Annotated in this window: 14 protein-coding genes; 8 read left to right on the top strand and 6 right to left on the bottom strand. The window is 70.3% G+C overall.

Translation table 11 applies throughout. From position 1 onward, the window contains the following. Positions 1–89 precede the first annotated feature (89 nt). A complete protein-coding gene (locus ABMQ42_RS08015; RefSeq protein WP_349722400.1) occupies positions 90–1,046 on the top strand; it encodes a helix-turn-helix domain-containing protein in 957 nt (318 codons plus the stop codon). Between the two features lie 3 nt (positions 1,047–1,049). On the opposite strand, the gene ABMQ42_RS08010 is transcribed toward ABMQ42_RS08015, so the two are convergent. Next, the gene (locus ABMQ42_RS08010) at positions 1,050–1,442 is read right to left on the bottom strand and encodes a DUF4870 domain-containing protein (protein WP_349722399.1); all 393 of its coding nucleotides are present in this window, start codon (positions 1,440–1,442) and stop codon (positions 1,050–1,052) included. A 53-nt stretch (positions 1,443–1,495) separates the two neighbouring features. Between ABMQ42_RS08010 and ABMQ42_RS08005 the strand changes: the two genes are divergently transcribed. Further along, positions 1,496–2,509 (top strand): aldo/keto reductase, encoded by a 1,014-nt coding sequence (locus ABMQ42_RS08005; protein WP_502884649.1) that lies wholly within the window; start codon positions 1,496–1,498, stop codon positions 2,507–2,509. Between the two features lie 12 nt (positions 2,510–2,521). Here the strand turns inward: ABMQ42_RS08005 and ABMQ42_RS08000 are convergent, their stop codons facing one another. Continuing rightward, complete coding sequence (locus tag ABMQ42_RS08000) at positions 2,522–3,145, bottom strand: TetR/AcrR family transcriptional regulator (protein ID WP_349722397.1); 624 nt, start codon at positions 3,143–3,145, stop codon at positions 2,522–2,524. 55 nt (positions 3,146–3,200) lie between these two features. Between ABMQ42_RS08000 and paaZ the strand changes: the two genes are divergently transcribed. Next, complete coding sequence (gene paaZ, locus ABMQ42_RS07995; RefSeq protein ID WP_349722396.1) at positions 3,201–5,249, top strand: phenylacetic acid degradation bifunctional protein PaaZ; 2,049 nt, start codon at positions 3,201–3,203, stop codon at positions 5,247–5,249. 331 nt (positions 5,250–5,580) lie between these two features. Here the strand turns inward: paaZ and ABMQ42_RS07990 are convergent, their stop codons facing one another. The 4 genes from ABMQ42_RS07990 to paaI form a co-directional block, all read right to left on the bottom strand. Beyond that, positions 5,581–6,720, bottom strand: coding sequence for a DUF222 domain-containing protein (locus ABMQ42_RS07990; RefSeq protein ID WP_349722395.1), 1,140 nt, complete (start codon positions 6,718–6,720; stop codon positions 5,581–5,583). A 144-nt stretch (positions 6,721–6,864) separates the two neighbouring features. Further along, complete coding sequence (locus ABMQ42_RS07985; protein ID WP_349722394.1) at positions 6,865–7,581, bottom strand: tyrosine-protein phosphatase; 717 nt, start codon at positions 7,579–7,581, stop codon at positions 6,865–6,867. A gap of 37 nt (positions 7,582–7,618) precedes the next feature. Beyond that, the gene (gene paaK, locus ABMQ42_RS07980) at positions 7,619–8,899 is read right to left on the bottom strand and encodes a phenylacetate--CoA ligase PaaK (protein WP_349722393.1); all 1,281 of its coding nucleotides are present in this window, start codon (positions 8,897–8,899) and stop codon (positions 7,619–7,621) included. Continuing rightward, positions 8,892–9,317 carry a hydroxyphenylacetyl-CoA thioesterase PaaI gene (paaI, locus tag ABMQ42_RS07975; RefSeq protein ID WP_349722392.1) on the bottom strand — a complete coding sequence of 142 codons (426 nt, stop codon included), beginning with the start codon at positions 9,315–9,317 and terminating at the stop codon, positions 8,892–8,894. Before paaI ends, paaK begins: the two co-directional genes overlap by 8 nt. A gap of 126 nt (positions 9,318–9,443) precedes the next feature. Here paaI and paaA point away from each other — a divergent pair, with 126 nt between their 5' ends. Genes paaA through paaE form a run of 5 tightly spaced genes read left to right on the top strand, consistent with a single transcriptional unit; the run spans position 9,444 to position 13,231 of the window. Beyond that, complete coding sequence (gene paaA / locus ABMQ42_RS07970) at positions 9,444–10,397, top strand: 1,2-phenylacetyl-CoA epoxidase subunit PaaA (protein WP_349722391.1); 954 nt, start codon at positions 9,444–9,446, stop codon at positions 10,395–10,397. After that, a complete protein-coding gene (paaB, locus tag ABMQ42_RS07965) occupies positions 10,394–10,681 on the top strand; it encodes a 1,2-phenylacetyl-CoA epoxidase subunit PaaB (RefSeq protein ID WP_349722390.1) in 288 nt (95 codons plus the stop codon). Before paaA ends, paaB begins: the two co-directional genes overlap by 4 nt. Further along, positions 10,678–11,514 (top strand): 1,2-phenylacetyl-CoA epoxidase subunit PaaC, encoded by an 837-nt coding sequence (gene paaC, locus ABMQ42_RS07960; RefSeq protein WP_502884648.1) that lies wholly within the window; start codon positions 10,678–10,680, stop codon positions 11,512–11,514. The genes paaB and paaC overlap by 4 nt, the downstream gene beginning before the upstream one ends. Before the next feature lie 11 nt (positions 11,515–11,525). Then, positions 11,526–12,071, top strand: coding sequence for a 1,2-phenylacetyl-CoA epoxidase subunit PaaD (paaD, locus tag ABMQ42_RS07955; RefSeq protein ID WP_349722389.1), 546 nt, complete (start codon positions 11,526–11,528; stop codon positions 12,069–12,071). After that, complete coding sequence (paaE, locus tag ABMQ42_RS07950; protein ID WP_349722388.1) at positions 12,071–13,231, top strand: 1,2-phenylacetyl-CoA epoxidase subunit PaaE; 1,161 nt, start codon at positions 12,071–12,073, stop codon at positions 13,229–13,231. Before paaD ends, paaE begins: the two co-directional genes overlap by 1 nt. Positions 13,232–13,234: the final 3 nt, after the last annotated feature.

Raw genomic sequence — 13,234 nt, 5'->3', positions numbered from 1 at the left:
GAGGCCCACGTTCCCATACCGCGCGGTATATCGTGGTGGCGGAGAAACGACATGGCCGTCATCCGCCAGGCGCGGGATCGGGAGGACGCATGCTCGACGCGATCGGGCTGGACGGTGATCACGTCGCGCTCTACCAGAGCCTGCTCGAAGCGCCGTCGGCGGCCGTCGACGAACTCGCCCGGCTGACCTCTCTCGACGAGGGCGCGGTGCGCCGCCTGGTCGACGACCTCGAGGGCGCCGGGCTGGTGGCCCGTCAGGGTTCCGCACCCGACCGGGTCGTGGCATCCCCGCCCTCCCTCGCCCTGCGCCCGCTGCTGCTGGAGAGCGAGCGGCGCCTGGCGGCCGCGCACGAGGCGCTGGTGCACTTCAGTGAGCTCTATCGGCACGGCGCCGAGCAGCGCGCGGCGCCCGACGTGGTCGATGTCGTGGTGGGGCCGGATGCCGTGCGGCAGCGCCTCGCGCAGCTGCAGGCGTCGGCGCTCGAGCGCGTGGACGTGTTCGTGCTCAGCGAGGTGGCGATCATGGCCTCGTCGGAGAACGTCGAGGAGGGGCGTGCCCTGGAGCGCGGCGTGCGCTACCGCGTCATCATCGAGTCGGAGGTCGCGCAGCGCCCCGGGTTCATCGGCGATGCGCGCGCGACGATCGCGGCGGGGGAGGAGATCCGCGTGCTGCCGACGCTGCCGACGCGGCTGTTCCTCGTCGACGACACGATCGCGCTGCTGCCGATGTACTCGCACGGACCCGACCGGGTCAGCGGCGCCCTGCTCGTGCACCCCTCGGGGCTGCTCGACCTCGTGGTCGCCGTGTTCGGCGAGTACTGGGCATCGGCGCGGCCGCTGCTCGGATCGGACGAGCCCGGCGTCGGCGAGGCCGACCGTGACCTGCTCTCGCTGCTGGTGCTGGGCATGACCGATTCGGCGGCGGCATCGCAGCTGGGCATCTCGGTGCGCACCGTGCAGCGGCGGGTCGCCGAGCTCGGGGAGCGCGCCGGGGTGCTGTCACGGTTTCAGCTGGGCGCCGAGGCCGTGCGGCGCGGCTGGGTCTGAACGCTACTTGATCAGGCGCAGATTGACGGGGTAGCGGTAGGTGCCCCCGTTGTTGACGGCGACGCCGCCCATGATCGACCAGATGACGTTGACGACCCAGAGGGCGAACGCGAGAAGGCCCAGCAGGGTACCGATGACCGGGCCGAGGAACGGGATCCAGCCGAGGACGCCGCGCACGATGCCGATCGCGACCCACACGATCGTGGCGGTGATCTGCCAGTTCAGGGCCTCCTTGCCCTCGTGGTTCACGCGCGGGCCGCGGTCCTTCAGCACGAGCCAGATGATCAGCGACGGCAGGAAGCCGACGATGCCGCCGATGTGCGCCCACATCGCGGCCTGCTTGTCGGACTCGGGAGAGAGCGGAGGGGAGGGCTGGCCATACGGCTGATTCGTCATCGGGGTGTCCTTCCGGGGGTGCTGGGCACGCGCCCACCCACGGTAGCGGTCGGATGCGCCCTCGGGCAATCCACGGCGGTAGCGTGGGCGACGTGACTGATGTGCAGCAGCGCCGCGTGGGCGCATCCGGACTCCTCGTCTCCGCAGTCGGCCTCGGCTGCAACAATTTCGGTCGGGCGGGGACGGTGACCGAGACGCTCGAAGGCACGAAGGCGGTGCTGGATGCCGCGATCGACGCCGGTGTCACGTTCCTCGACACCGCGGACGGGTACGGCGCAGAGCCCGGGCTGAGCGAGACGCTCATGGGCGAGGCGCTGAAGGGGCGGCGCGACGAGGTCGTGCTGGCGACGAAGTTCGGGCACTCGGGCTCGAAGTTCGACTACCCGGGATCGAAGGGATCGCGGTCGTATGTGCGGCGGGCGGTCGAGGCATCCCTCCGCCGTCTGCAGACCGACCGGATCGACCTCTACCAGCTGCACACGCCCGACAACGAGACGCCGATGGAAGAGACGCTCGATGCGCTCGGCGACCTCGTGCGCGAGGGCAAGGTGCGCTACTTCGGGCACTCGAACTTCTCGGGCTGGCAGATCGCGGAGGCGCACTTCGTCGCGCGCGAGCGGCATGCCGTGCCGTACGTGTCGGCGCAGAACGAGTACAGCCTGCTGCGCCGCGACTCCGAGCGCAACGTGCTGCGCGCTGTCGAGCGGTACGGGCTCGGGTTCTTCCCGTTCTTCCCGCTGCAGAACGGACTGCTCACCGGCAAGTTCACGCGCGCTGGAGGGCCCGACGACAGCCGCATCATGCGGCAGCGGCCGCAGCTGTGGGAGAACGCCCCGTGGGACGCCCTCGACGCCTACCAGGCGTTCTGCGACGAGCGCGGCATCACGATGCTCGAGGCGACGTTCGGCTGGCTGCTGTCGCACCCGGCGGTCTCCAGTGTCATCGCGGGGGCCACGCGGCCCGAGCAGGTGCGCGCGAACGCCGCCGCCGGGACGGCGTGGACGCCTTCTGCGGACGACCTCGCGGCCATCGACGCGATCTTCCCGCCGGCGCCGACCGCGCCCTGAGGCGGGCGCGGCTCAGCGCGTGCGCAGGCCGTCGAGCGCGACGGCGAGCACGTCGTCGGCGAGCTGATCGGCACCCTCGGGGCCGGTTGGCCGGTACCACTCGACGAGCGAGTTGACCATGCCGAACACGAGGCGGGTGGCCACCGAGGCGTCGATGTCGGCGCGCACCGAGCCCTCGTCCTGCGCCGCGCGGACGAGGGCGGTGACCGTGCGGTCGAACGCCCGCCGCCGGGCAAGCGCCGAACGCTCGGTGTCGCTGTTGCCGCGCACGCGCAGCAGCAGGGTGACCGCCGGCAGGCGTGCGGCGAGCACCTGCACGGCACCGTGCAGCACGGCGCCCAGCCTTTCGCTCGCGGTTCCGGTCGTGGCATCCTGCGTCTGCAGCACCGCCTCGAGGCCCCCCAGTGCCTGCTCGAGGGCGAGCGAGAGCAGCTCTTCCTTCGACGAGAAGTGGTGGTACAGGGCCGACTTCGTCAGGCCGAGTCGCTCGGCCAGCTGCGAGACCGAGGTCGCGTCGTAGCCCTGCTCGATGAACAGGTCGACCGCCACCCGCAGGATCTGGTCGCGGTCGTATCCGGGCCGCCCGCGCCGGGCGTGCTCGGGCTGGGTGCTCGCGCGCTCCGTCTTCTCGGCCACCGGCCCAGTCTCCCACGTGTGGTCGATTTCCTGAACGATCGGTAAGGTATTCGGCATGGACACGATTCTGCCCAGCTTCGTCAACGGAGACTGGTGGATGCCGCCCGCCGGTGCCGACGCGACGGTGGTGCGCGATGCCTCCACGGGGGCGGAGGTGGTGCGGGTCTCCAGCGAGGGCATCGATCTCGCAGGGGCGCTGGACCACGCGCGCGAGGTCGGGCGCCGGTCGCTGGGGGCGCTCACGTTCCACCAGCGGGCGCTGCTGCTCAAGCAGTTCGCGCAGGCGCTCACCGCGCGCAAAGACGAGCTGTACGAGCTCGCGAAGACGGCGGGCGCGACGGTGCGCGACTCGATGATCGACGTCGACGGCGGCATCGGCGTGCTGTTCACGTACAGCTCGAAGGGGCGGCGCGAGCTGCCGAACGCGCGGGCGATCCTCGATGGACCGGTCGAGCAGCTCTCGAAGGACGGCTCGTTCCTCGGACGCCACGTGTACACGGCGCTGCCCGGCGTCGTGGTGCAAATCAACGCGTTCAACTTCCCGACGTGGGGGCCGCTCGAGAAGCTCGCACCGGCATTCCTCGCCGGCCTGCCGACGATCATCAAGCCGGCCACGCCCACCGCCCACCTCACCGAGGCGTGGGTGCGCATCCTCGTCGATTCCGGGCTGCTGCCGGCCGGATCCCTGCAGCTCGTGTCGGGCGCGCTGCCGGGCGTGTTCGAGCTGCTGCGGTTGGGTGACGTCGTGGCGTTCACCGGTTCGGCGTCGACCGCCGATGCGCTGCGCGCGCAGGCGCCCGCGGGGGTGCGCTTCTCGGCCGAGACCGACTCGATCAATGCGTCGGTGCTCGGGCCCGACGCCCTGCCGGGCACGCCCGTGTTCGACGCGTACGTCCGCCAGCTGTTCATCGAGCTCACGGCCAAGGCCGGGCAGAAGTGCACCGCGATCCGGCGGGCGATCGTGCCCGCGGCATCCATCGACTCCGTCGTGTCGGCGCTGAGAGAGATGCTCGCCGCGAAGGTCGTGCTGGGCGATCCGCACGCCGAGGGCGTCACGATGGGCCCGCTGGTGTCTCTCGCGCAGCATCACGAGGTGATGTCGCACGCGCATCAACTGGTGCGCGCCGGGGGCCAGGTGCTGCTCGGATCGTTCTCGGCCCCCGATGTCGTGCGCGCCGACGGCACGACCGGACCCGCGCCCGACGGGGCCTTCGCGGCCCCGATGCTCATCGGGTTCGGCGCCGACGCGCCCGCCGTCGCGCACGAGGTCGAGGCGTTCGGGCCGGTGTCGACCGTCATCGGCTACTCCTCGCTCGAAGAGGCCGCGGACCTGGTCAATCGCGGGGGCGGGATGCTGGTGACCAGCGTCGCCACCGACGACGAGGCCGTTGCGCGCGAGCTGTGGGAACGCATCGCGCCGTACAGCGGGCGCGTGCTGCTGCTGGATGCGGCCGACGCGCGCACCTCGACCGGGCACGGCTCGCCGGTGCCGCATCTCGTGCACGGCGGGCCGGGGCGCGCGGGTGGGGGAGAGGAGCTCGGCGGCATCCGCGCCGTGAAGCACTTCATGCAGCGCACCGCGGTGCAGGGCTCGCCGGACATGCTCACGGCGATCACCGGGGTGTGGCACGCCGGCGCCCGCGTCTCCTCGGATGGCGAGCATCCCTTCCGCAAGCCGCTGGCGCGGCTGCGCGTGGGCGACCGGTTCGCGTCGGGGGAGCGCGAGGTGACCCTCGACGACATCGAGACGTTCGCGCATTTCACCGGCGACACGTTCTATGCGCACATGGATGACGAGGCCGCCGCAGCCAACCCGTTCTTCCCGGGGCGCGTGGCGCACGGATACCTGCTGGTGTCGTTCGCGGCCGGACTGTTCGTGGACCCTGCGCCGGGACCGGTGCTGGCCAACTACGGGCTGGAGGATCTGCGCTTCGTCACGCCCGTGTCTCCGGGCGATCGCATCCGCGTGGAGCTGACCGCCAAGCAGATCACGCCGCGCGAGACCGACGAGTACGGCGAGGTGCGGTGGGACGGGGTGATCCGCAATCAGGACGACGCCCTGGTCGCCGCGTACGACGTGCTGACGCTCGTCGCGAAGGAGTGAGTCGAGACGCTCGCGCGTCGCCTGACTCGGGGCGCCCCGCGGCGCACCGGATCAGAACGGCGGCGGATCGGGTGGATCGGGTGTCGTGTCGGTGAAGCGCACCATCGGCTCGGGGATGTCGATGTACACGCGCCCCGTCGGACTCGTCCACTCGAGCACGCCGCCGGCGAGCTGGCGTACCTTCCAACGAGTGTGGTGCTTGAGGACGTGATGCCCCTTGCAAAGGTGCTCGAGGTTGCATCGGCAGGTCGGTCCGCCGTCGCGATATCGGTCCGTATGGTCGATCTCGCAGCGCCAGACCGGCTGGCGGCACCCGGGAAAGCGGCAATGCTCATCGCGAGCGCCCAGAAGGCGCTTGAGATGCTTGTTCGGATCGTGCCGATCCACACAGAGAACACCTCCGGAATAGGGGTCGGTGAACATTCGATCCCAATTGCGAACGGCGCTGGCAAGTGCGCGTGCGGTGGCGGTGTCGATGGGTCCGGACCCCGCCAATGTCGCCGAGGCGACCGTGTCGGCGCGCGGGAACGATCACCTGCACGTGCGCGGCGATCTTCTCGAAGACGTCGGCGGATCCGTGCCCCGTGGGCACGGAGGTGAGCAGCATGTCGCTGAGCACGTCGGCCCGGACCTGGTCGAGCGAGCGTCCATCGCCCGGCGCTGTGCCGTGGTTGCCGCCCTCGACGCTGGGGGAGTCTGTGTCGTCGGCTGCTTCGGCGCTGGCGGCAGCTGCGTCGGCCGATGCGCCGGACGCGGCATCCACACTTTCGCCCACACCGTGCTGCACGGTCTTGGCCATCTGTGTGATCCGGTCGAAGATCGCGCGAGCGAGAGCGGCCGGAAGATCGGCGAACAGCCGCGCCATGCCGTCGTCGAGGTCGGTGATGCCGACGCGGCGGCGGCGCTTCGCGCGTGCGTGGCGCTCGTCAATCGAGTCGGGGTCGAGCCGGTCGGCGATCGACCGGCATGCCGCGCCGAGCCGCCCGGCCGTGAGCCTCTCAGCCCGGCTCAGCGACTCCGTCTCGAAGGCCGCGCGCGCCGAACCGGCCGGGAGAGAGCCGCCGACATCGACGATGGTGCGTGCACGGACGCGATCAATGCGCCCGTCGCGCAGTGCCGCGTGCACGGCGGGGAAGTCTTGCACGAGGGCGGCGGCATCGCCCATCCGCGTCTGCATGGCGCGATCGGACACGTGCAACGCAGCGGCGATCTCGGCTGACAGCTCACGCCACGGCAGCTGCTGGTCATCGTCGATTCCGCGCGCGGCCATCGTCTCGGCGACCACATCGACCGCGGCCGAGAGCATCGATGCCTCGAGCGCCTGAAGTGCCGCGACCCGCTTCTGCACCTGTGCAAGCCCCTCGACGAGAGCGTCGACCGCGGGAAGATCGATGTTCGACGCGTCGGCGAGCCAGGCGAGGCGCCGGGGATCGGGCGTCTGCTCGGGGAGGTTCGCCGACTCTTCTTCCATGTCTCCATTGTCGCACTCACCACCGACATTGATCGAAGAAAGGTGCGCATGCGTCGCTCTGAGGGGCGAGAAAACCGTGTCTAACCCATGACGCCCAGCAGCCTTCAGAAAAGATACCTTAGTATTTTGGTTCGTATTACAGCCTCACTCGGTGAGCAGCTCGCGCAGCGCCGCCCGCGTCGCCAGGCCGATCTCGAGGCGGTCCAAGACACCATCGATGTCGTCGGCGAACGCGACGACGTGCGGCGTGACCTCGGCGAGGAAGGCGTCGGTCTCGGCATCCGTCCACGTCGCCTGCCGATCGTGGGTCGCGGCGCCGTTCGCGCCGGCGCCGGCCATGGCCCGCACGCCGAGCGCGTAGTCGGTGACGATCGCATCGACCGTGACGCCCGCGTTGGCGAGCAGGAGCGTTGAGATCAGGCCGGTGCGGTCGCGACCGGCGCTGCAGTGGAAGAGGATGCCGGGCTCGGCGTGCGCGATCGCCTCGAGCGTCGTGCGCACCAGGTCGGGCAGAATGCGCACGTTGTGCGCCCAGTATTCGGGTGAGTCGAGGATCGGGAAGCAGGTCTCGACGAACTCGGAGTTCTGCTGGTCTTCGGTCGGCGCGAGCGTGATGGTGACGTGCTCCGGTGCTCGTGCGGCGGGATCTCCCTCGCGTGAGCCGGTCTCGGCCTCGATGCGCAGATCGACGATCGAGCGCAGGCCCCAGGCCGCGGCATCCCGCCACCCCTGCTCGGTGAGCAGCTCGCGGCGGGCGCTGCGGGCGACGCGGTTCGGGATCGTCGTCGCGCCTTCGGTGGTGGGCAGCCCGCCCAGATCGCGGACGTTGCGGCCGCCGTGCCAGGTGAGATCGCGCTGCATCGGGACATCCTACGGCCCGCGCAGCGGGGCCGAATCGCTAGCGCAGGTCGTACACCCGCTTGTACTTGCCCTCGCTGCGCGGCAGCGCGCCCGGCTCCTCCAACCGCACCTCGACGCTGGTGCCCAGATGCGCCTTCACCCGACGCCGCAGCACCTCCGTCGCAGCCTCGCACACCTCGACAGACAGCGCCGGATCGCGCTCGATCCGCACGGTCATCGCATCCAGCGCCCGATGCTTCGACAGCTCCAGCACGAAGTGCGGCGTGAGCGCCTCGATGCCCAGCACGAGCTCCTCGATCTGTGTGGGGAACAGGTTCACTCCGCGGAGGATGATCATGTCGTCATCGCGACCCGTGATCTTCTGGATCCGCCGCATCGACGGCCGCGCGGTCCCCGGCAGCAGTCGCGTCAGATCGCGCGTCCGATACCGGATGACCGGAAAGGCCTCCTTCGTCAGCGACGTGAACACCAGCTCGCCCGCCTCGCCATCGGCCACAGGCTCGCCCGACTCCCCATCGATCACCTCGGGCAGGAAATGGTCCTCCCACACGTGCGGCCCGTCCTTCGTCTCCACGCACTCGTTCGCGACTCCGGGCCCCATCACCTCGCTCAGACCGTAGATGTCCACCGCATCGATGCCCAACCGCCGCTCGATCTCGCCGCGCAGCTCGTTCGTCCACGGCTCGGCGCCCAGTACCCCGATCCGCAGCGACGTCGACCGCGGATCGATACCGGCCTGCTCCATCGCATCCGCGATCGTCAGCAGATAGCTCGGCGTGCACGTGATGACCTCCGGCTCGAAATCCTGGATGAGCTGCACCTGCCGCGCCGTCTGCCCGCCCGACACCGGGATCACCGCCGCCCCCAGCAGCGCCGCCCCGTCGTGCAGCCCGAGCCCGCCCGTGAACAGCCCGTAGCCGTATGCGTTGTGCACCTTCATGCCGGGCTGCACGCCCGACGCCCGCAACGACCGCGCCACCAGCTGCGCCCACCGATCCAGATCGCCCTGCGTATAGCCGACCACCGTGGGGCGACCGGTCGTCCCCGACGACGCATGGATGCGCCGCACCTGCGACATCGGCACCGCGAACATCCCGAACGGATACGTCGCGCGCAGATCGGCCTTCGTCGTGAACGGCAGCCGCCGCACATCGCCGAGCGATCGGATGTCGTCGGGCGAGACCCCGACCTCATCGAACTTCGTCCGGTACAGCGGCACGTTCTCGTATGCGTGACGCACCGTCCACTGCAGACGCTCCAGCTGCAGCGCCTCCAGTTCGGCCCGCGACATCCGCTCTTCCGGATCGAGCTCACCCATCGGCATCCCCTTCCGCATCGAACACCCGGTTCGTCGTCAGCGACCGCCCGCGGAACTCCGCGACCACATCGCCCGTCTCGTCGGTGACCGTCACGTCGTACAGCCCGTTGCGCCCGCTCACCGCCCGCCGCACCGCCGTCGCCGTCAGGGTCTGCCCCTCGACCGTCGACTTCAGGAAGGTGATGTCGGCGCCGGCCGCCACGGTCACGCGCTCGTCCTCGTTGCACGCCATCGCGAACGCCGTGTCGGCCAGGGCGAACACGAACCCGCCGTGCGTGATCGCGAACCCGTTGAGCATGTCGCCGCGCACCCGCATCGACACGACCGCCCGCCCGGGTTCGTCGGACACGACGTGCAGACCGAGGGATGCTGCGGCCCGATCCTTCCTGATCATCGGCCGAATCACGGCATCCGTCATCGCCCCTCCCGCACCCTTGCGTCGGCGGCGCGCACACCCGGCATCGGCGGTGCATGCACGCTTGCGTCGGCACGAGTATGTCATAATTACTGAACGAGCGGTAGGTAATTACGCGAGGAGTCGACGATGACGACGGTGATCAGCACCGATGACGAACAGCGTGCATTCGATGCCCTGATCGACGCCGACGCGCGCATCGAACCGCGTGACGGGATGCCTGACGACTATCGCAGGACGCTGATCCGGCAGATGTCGCAGCACGCGCACTCCGAGATCATCGGCATGCAGCCCGAGGGCAACTGGATCACGCGCGCCCCGAGCCTGCAGCGCAAGGCGATCCTGATGGCGAAGGTGCAGGATGAGGCGGGCCACGGCCTCTACCTGTACTCGGCCACGCAGACCCTCGGCATCACCCGCGACGAGATGACCGAGCAGCTCATCGAAGGGCGCGCCAAGTACTCCTCGATCTTCAACTATCCGACCCCGACCTGGGCCGACATGGGCGCGATCGGCTGGCTCGTCGACGGCGCCGCCATCGTCAATCAGGTGCCGCTGTGCCGCTGCTCGTACGGCCCGTACGCGCGCGCGATGGTGCGCATCTGCAAGGAGGAGTCGTTCCACCAGCGGCAGGGCTTCGAGATCCTGCTCACGCTCATGCGGGGCACCGACGCGCAGAAGAAGATGGCGCAGGACGCCGTCGACCGCTGGTACTGGCCGAGCCTCATGATGTTCGGCCCGCCCGACGACGAGTCGCCGAACTCCGCGCGCTCGATGGCCTGGAAGATCAAGCGCTTCTCGAACGACGAGCTGCGCCAGCGCTTCGTCGGCATGCTCGTGCCGCAGGCCGAGGTGCTCGGGGTCACGCTGCCCGATCCGAACCTGACCTCGAACGACGAGACGCAGCAGTACGACATGAGCCCGATCGACTGGGACGAGTTCATGGAGGTGCTGAAGGGCCGCGGTCCGATGAACGCCGTGCGCATCCAGACCCGCCGCGACGCCCACGAGGAGGGCGCCTGGGTGCGTGAGGCCGCCGCCGAGTACGCGCGCAAGCAGCAGCAGAAGGAGCAGGCCGCATGACCGAAGAGACCTGGCCCCTCTGGGAGGTGTTCGTGCGCGCCGGCCGCGGCCTCAGCCACGTGCACGTGGGCTCGCTGCACGCGCCCGACGCCGCCATGGCCGTGCGCAACGCGCGCGACCTCTACACGCGGCGCGGCGAGGGCGTGTCGATCTGGGTCGTGCCGTCCGACGCGATCACCGCGAGCGATCCCGACGCCAAGGGGGCGTTCTTCGAGAGCCCGGCCGGCAAGAACTTCCGCCACGCCACCTACTACACCGCCAGCGAGGGGGTGCCGCACCTGTGACCGACACCCGCTCGCACGCCGTGCGCGCCGTGCACATCTCCGTCGACGAGGTCGAACTGGCCGCCGAGCTCGCCGGTGACGAGGGTCGCACCGCGGCGCCCGACATCGCCGAGTACGCGCTGTGGCTCGGCGACGACGCGCTGATCCTCGCCCAGCAGCTCGGTGCGTGGATCGCCCACGCGCCCGAGCTCGAAGAGGACGTCGCACTCGCCAACATCGCGCTCGATCTGCTCGGCCATGCCCGCAGCCTGCTGCGCTACGCCGGCACCGCCGACGGGCGCACCGAAGACGACCTCGCCTACTTCCGCGATGAGCCCGACTTCCGCTGTGCGTGGCTGTTCGAGCAGCCCAACGGCGACTTCGCGCACACGATCGCGCGCCAGCTCGCGGCATCCACGTATCTGTTCGTTCTCTACGAGCGACTGCAGCAGTCGAGCGACCCGGTGCTGGCCGCGGTCGCCGGCAAGGCTGTCAAAGAGGTCGCCTATCACCGCGACCACGCCGTGCAGTGGACGCTGCGGCTGGCCGGTGGCACCGATGAATCGCGCCGCCGCATGATCACCGCGATCGACGACATCTGGCCGTACGTCGACGAGCTGTTCCGCGACGAGCCGCTGATCGACAGGGTGGGGGATGCCGCGGTGCGGCCCTCGACGCTGCGCGCGCCGTTCGATGAGCTCGTCGCCCCCGTGCTGGCCGACGCCGAGCTCGAGGTGCCCACCCGGTTCACCGCGTCGGGTGGCGGCCGGCGGGGCGCGCACTTCCCGACGCTCGGCTATCTGCTCGCCGAGATGCAGGTGCTGGCCCGCGCACATCCGGGGGCGACATGGTGATGCGCAGCGTGATGCCCACCCGCACCGAAGCACTCGAGGCCGTGCTCGGTCCTGCGCCGGTCGTCGTGCCCGCCGACGGCACGGACCTCGAACGGGCTCGGGCGGCGGCATCCACCGTCTGCGATCCCGAACTGCCGGTGCTGTCGATCGCCGACCTCGGCGTGCTGCGCGACGTGCGCCTCGACGACGGCGTCGTGACCGTCACGGTGACGCCGACGTACTCGGGCTGCCCGATGATGCAGGTCATCGAGCGCGACGTCGCACGCGCCGTGCGGGCGGCCGGCTTCGCCGATGTGCGCGTGCGCACCGTGCTGTCGCCGGCCTGGACCACCGACTGGATCAGCGCCGAGGGACGTCAACGGCTCGAGGAATTCGGCATCGCCCCGCCGACGGGCACGCGCCCGCTCGGGCCGATCCAGGGCGGACTGCACGTGCGCTGCCCGCACTGCCGCTCGCTGAACACGCGCGAGATCTCGCACTACGGCTCGACCGCGTGCAAGGCGCTGTATGCGTGCCGTGCGTGCGGCGAGCCGTTCGACTTCTTCAAGGACCATTGATGACGGATGCCACGGCCGCCGAGCGCGTCGCCGACGCGTTCCTCACCTCCGCCGTCGGCGGCCCGCGCCGACGCGCCGCGCGGTTCCACACGCTCGAGGTCGCCGGCATCCGCCCGCTCACCGACGATGCGATCGAGGTGACGTTCGCCGTGCCCGACGCGCTGCGCGACGACTACGCGTACCTCGCCGGACAGCATGTCGCCCTGCGCGCACGGCTGGACGGGCAGGAGCTGCGCCGCTCGTACTCGCTGTGCCGGCCGCCCGAAGGCGGCACGATCAGCGTCGCGATCAAGCGCGACATCGGCGGACGCTTCTCGACCTGGGCGCAGACCGAGCTGCATCCCGGCGACACGCTCGACGTGATGAGCCCGCAGGGCAACTTCACGACCCGGCTCGACGACCTCGACGGCCGGCACCTCGTCGGCATCGCCGCCGGCAGCGGCATCACCCCGCTCATGGCGCTGGCCACCGCCGTGCTGTCGCGCTCGGCGACCTCGCGCTTCACGCTCGTCTACACGAACCGGTCGCGCAGCGACGTGATGTTCCTCGATGACCTCGCCGATCTGAAAGACAAGTACCCCTCGCGCCTCGCCCTGCATCACGTGCTCTCCCGCGAACAGCGCGCGGCACCGCTGCTGTCGGGCCGCATCGACGAGCCGAAGCTGCGCACGATGCTCGACGTGCTCATCCGCCCCGACACCGTCGACGAGTGGTTCCTCTGCGGGCCGTTCGCGCTCGTGCAGCTGTGCCGCGATGTGCTCACCGACTCAGGTGTCGACCGTGCGCACATCCGCCATGAGCTGTTCACCACGGGCGAGCCCGGCGAGGCCACCCCGACCGGGCCACGGCCGGTCGAGCCCGCGCGCGCCGACGAGCACGTACGCACCGTGCGGTTCACGCTCGAGGGGCAGAGCGCGAGCGTCGAGAGCCCCGACAGTGCACACGAGACGATCCTCAACGCCGCGCTGCGCGTGCGACCCGACGTGCCGTTCGCGTGCGCCGGGGGAGTGTGCGGCACCTGCCGTGCGCGGCTGTTGGAGGGCGACGTGCGCATGACCGAGAACTACGCGCTCGAACCCGAAGAGCTCGAGCGCGGGTACATCCTGACCTGCCAGTCCCACCCGACCACCGACACGGTCGTCGTCGACTACGACGTGTGAGGA

Origin of the sequence: Microbacterium sp. KR10-403, from assembly GCF_040196215.1 — a bacterium.
Taxonomy (GTDB): domain Bacteria; phylum Actinomycetota; class Actinomycetes; order Actinomycetales; family Microbacteriaceae; genus Microbacterium.
This window is presented reverse-complemented; position numbering and strand designations above follow the sequence as displayed.

Excerpts from the sequence above, each read along its gene's own strand:
- ABMQ42_RS08015 (WP_349722400.1), top strand. The coding sequence starts at position 90 with ATGCTCGACGCGATCGGGCTGGACGGTGATCACGTCGCGCTCTACCAG.
- paaE (WP_349722388.1), top strand. The coding sequence starts at position 12,071 with ATGACGGATGCCACGGCCGCCGAGCGCGTCGCCGACGCGTTCCTCACC.
- ABMQ42_RS07985 (WP_349722394.1), bottom strand. The coding sequence starts at position 7,581 with ATGCAGCGCGATCTCACCTGGCACGGCGGCCGCAACGTCCGCGATCTG.
- paaA (WP_349722391.1), top strand. The coding sequence starts at position 9,444 with ATGACGACGGTGATCAGCACCGATGACGAACAGCGTGCATTCGATGCC.
- ABMQ42_RS08005 (WP_502884649.1), top strand. The coding sequence starts at position 1,496 with ATGCGCCCTCGGGCAATCCACGGCGGTAGCGTGGGCGACGTGACTGAT.
- paaI (WP_349722392.1), bottom strand. The coding sequence starts at position 9,317 with ATGACGGATGCCGTGATTCGGCCGATGATCAGGAAGGATCGGGCCGCA.
- paaK (WP_349722393.1), bottom strand. The coding sequence starts at position 8,899 with ATGGGTGAGCTCGATCCGGAAGAGCGGATGTCGCGGGCCGAACTGGAG.
- ABMQ42_RS07990 (WP_349722395.1), bottom strand. The coding sequence starts at position 6,720 with ATGGAAGAAGAGTCGGCGAACCTCCCCGAGCAGACGCCCGATCCCCGG.
- paaD (WP_349722389.1), top strand. The coding sequence starts at position 11,526 with ATGCCCACCCGCACCGAAGCACTCGAGGCCGTGCTCGGTCCTGCGCCG.
- ABMQ42_RS08010 (WP_349722399.1), bottom strand. The coding sequence starts at position 1,442 with ATGACGAATCAGCCGTATGGCCAGCCCTCCCCTCCGCTCTCTCCCGAG.
- paaZ (WP_349722396.1), top strand. The coding sequence starts at position 3,201 with ATGGACACGATTCTGCCCAGCTTCGTCAACGGAGACTGGTGGATGCCG.
- paaB (WP_349722390.1), top strand. The coding sequence starts at position 10,394 with ATGACCGAAGAGACCTGGCCCCTCTGGGAGGTGTTCGTGCGCGCCGGC.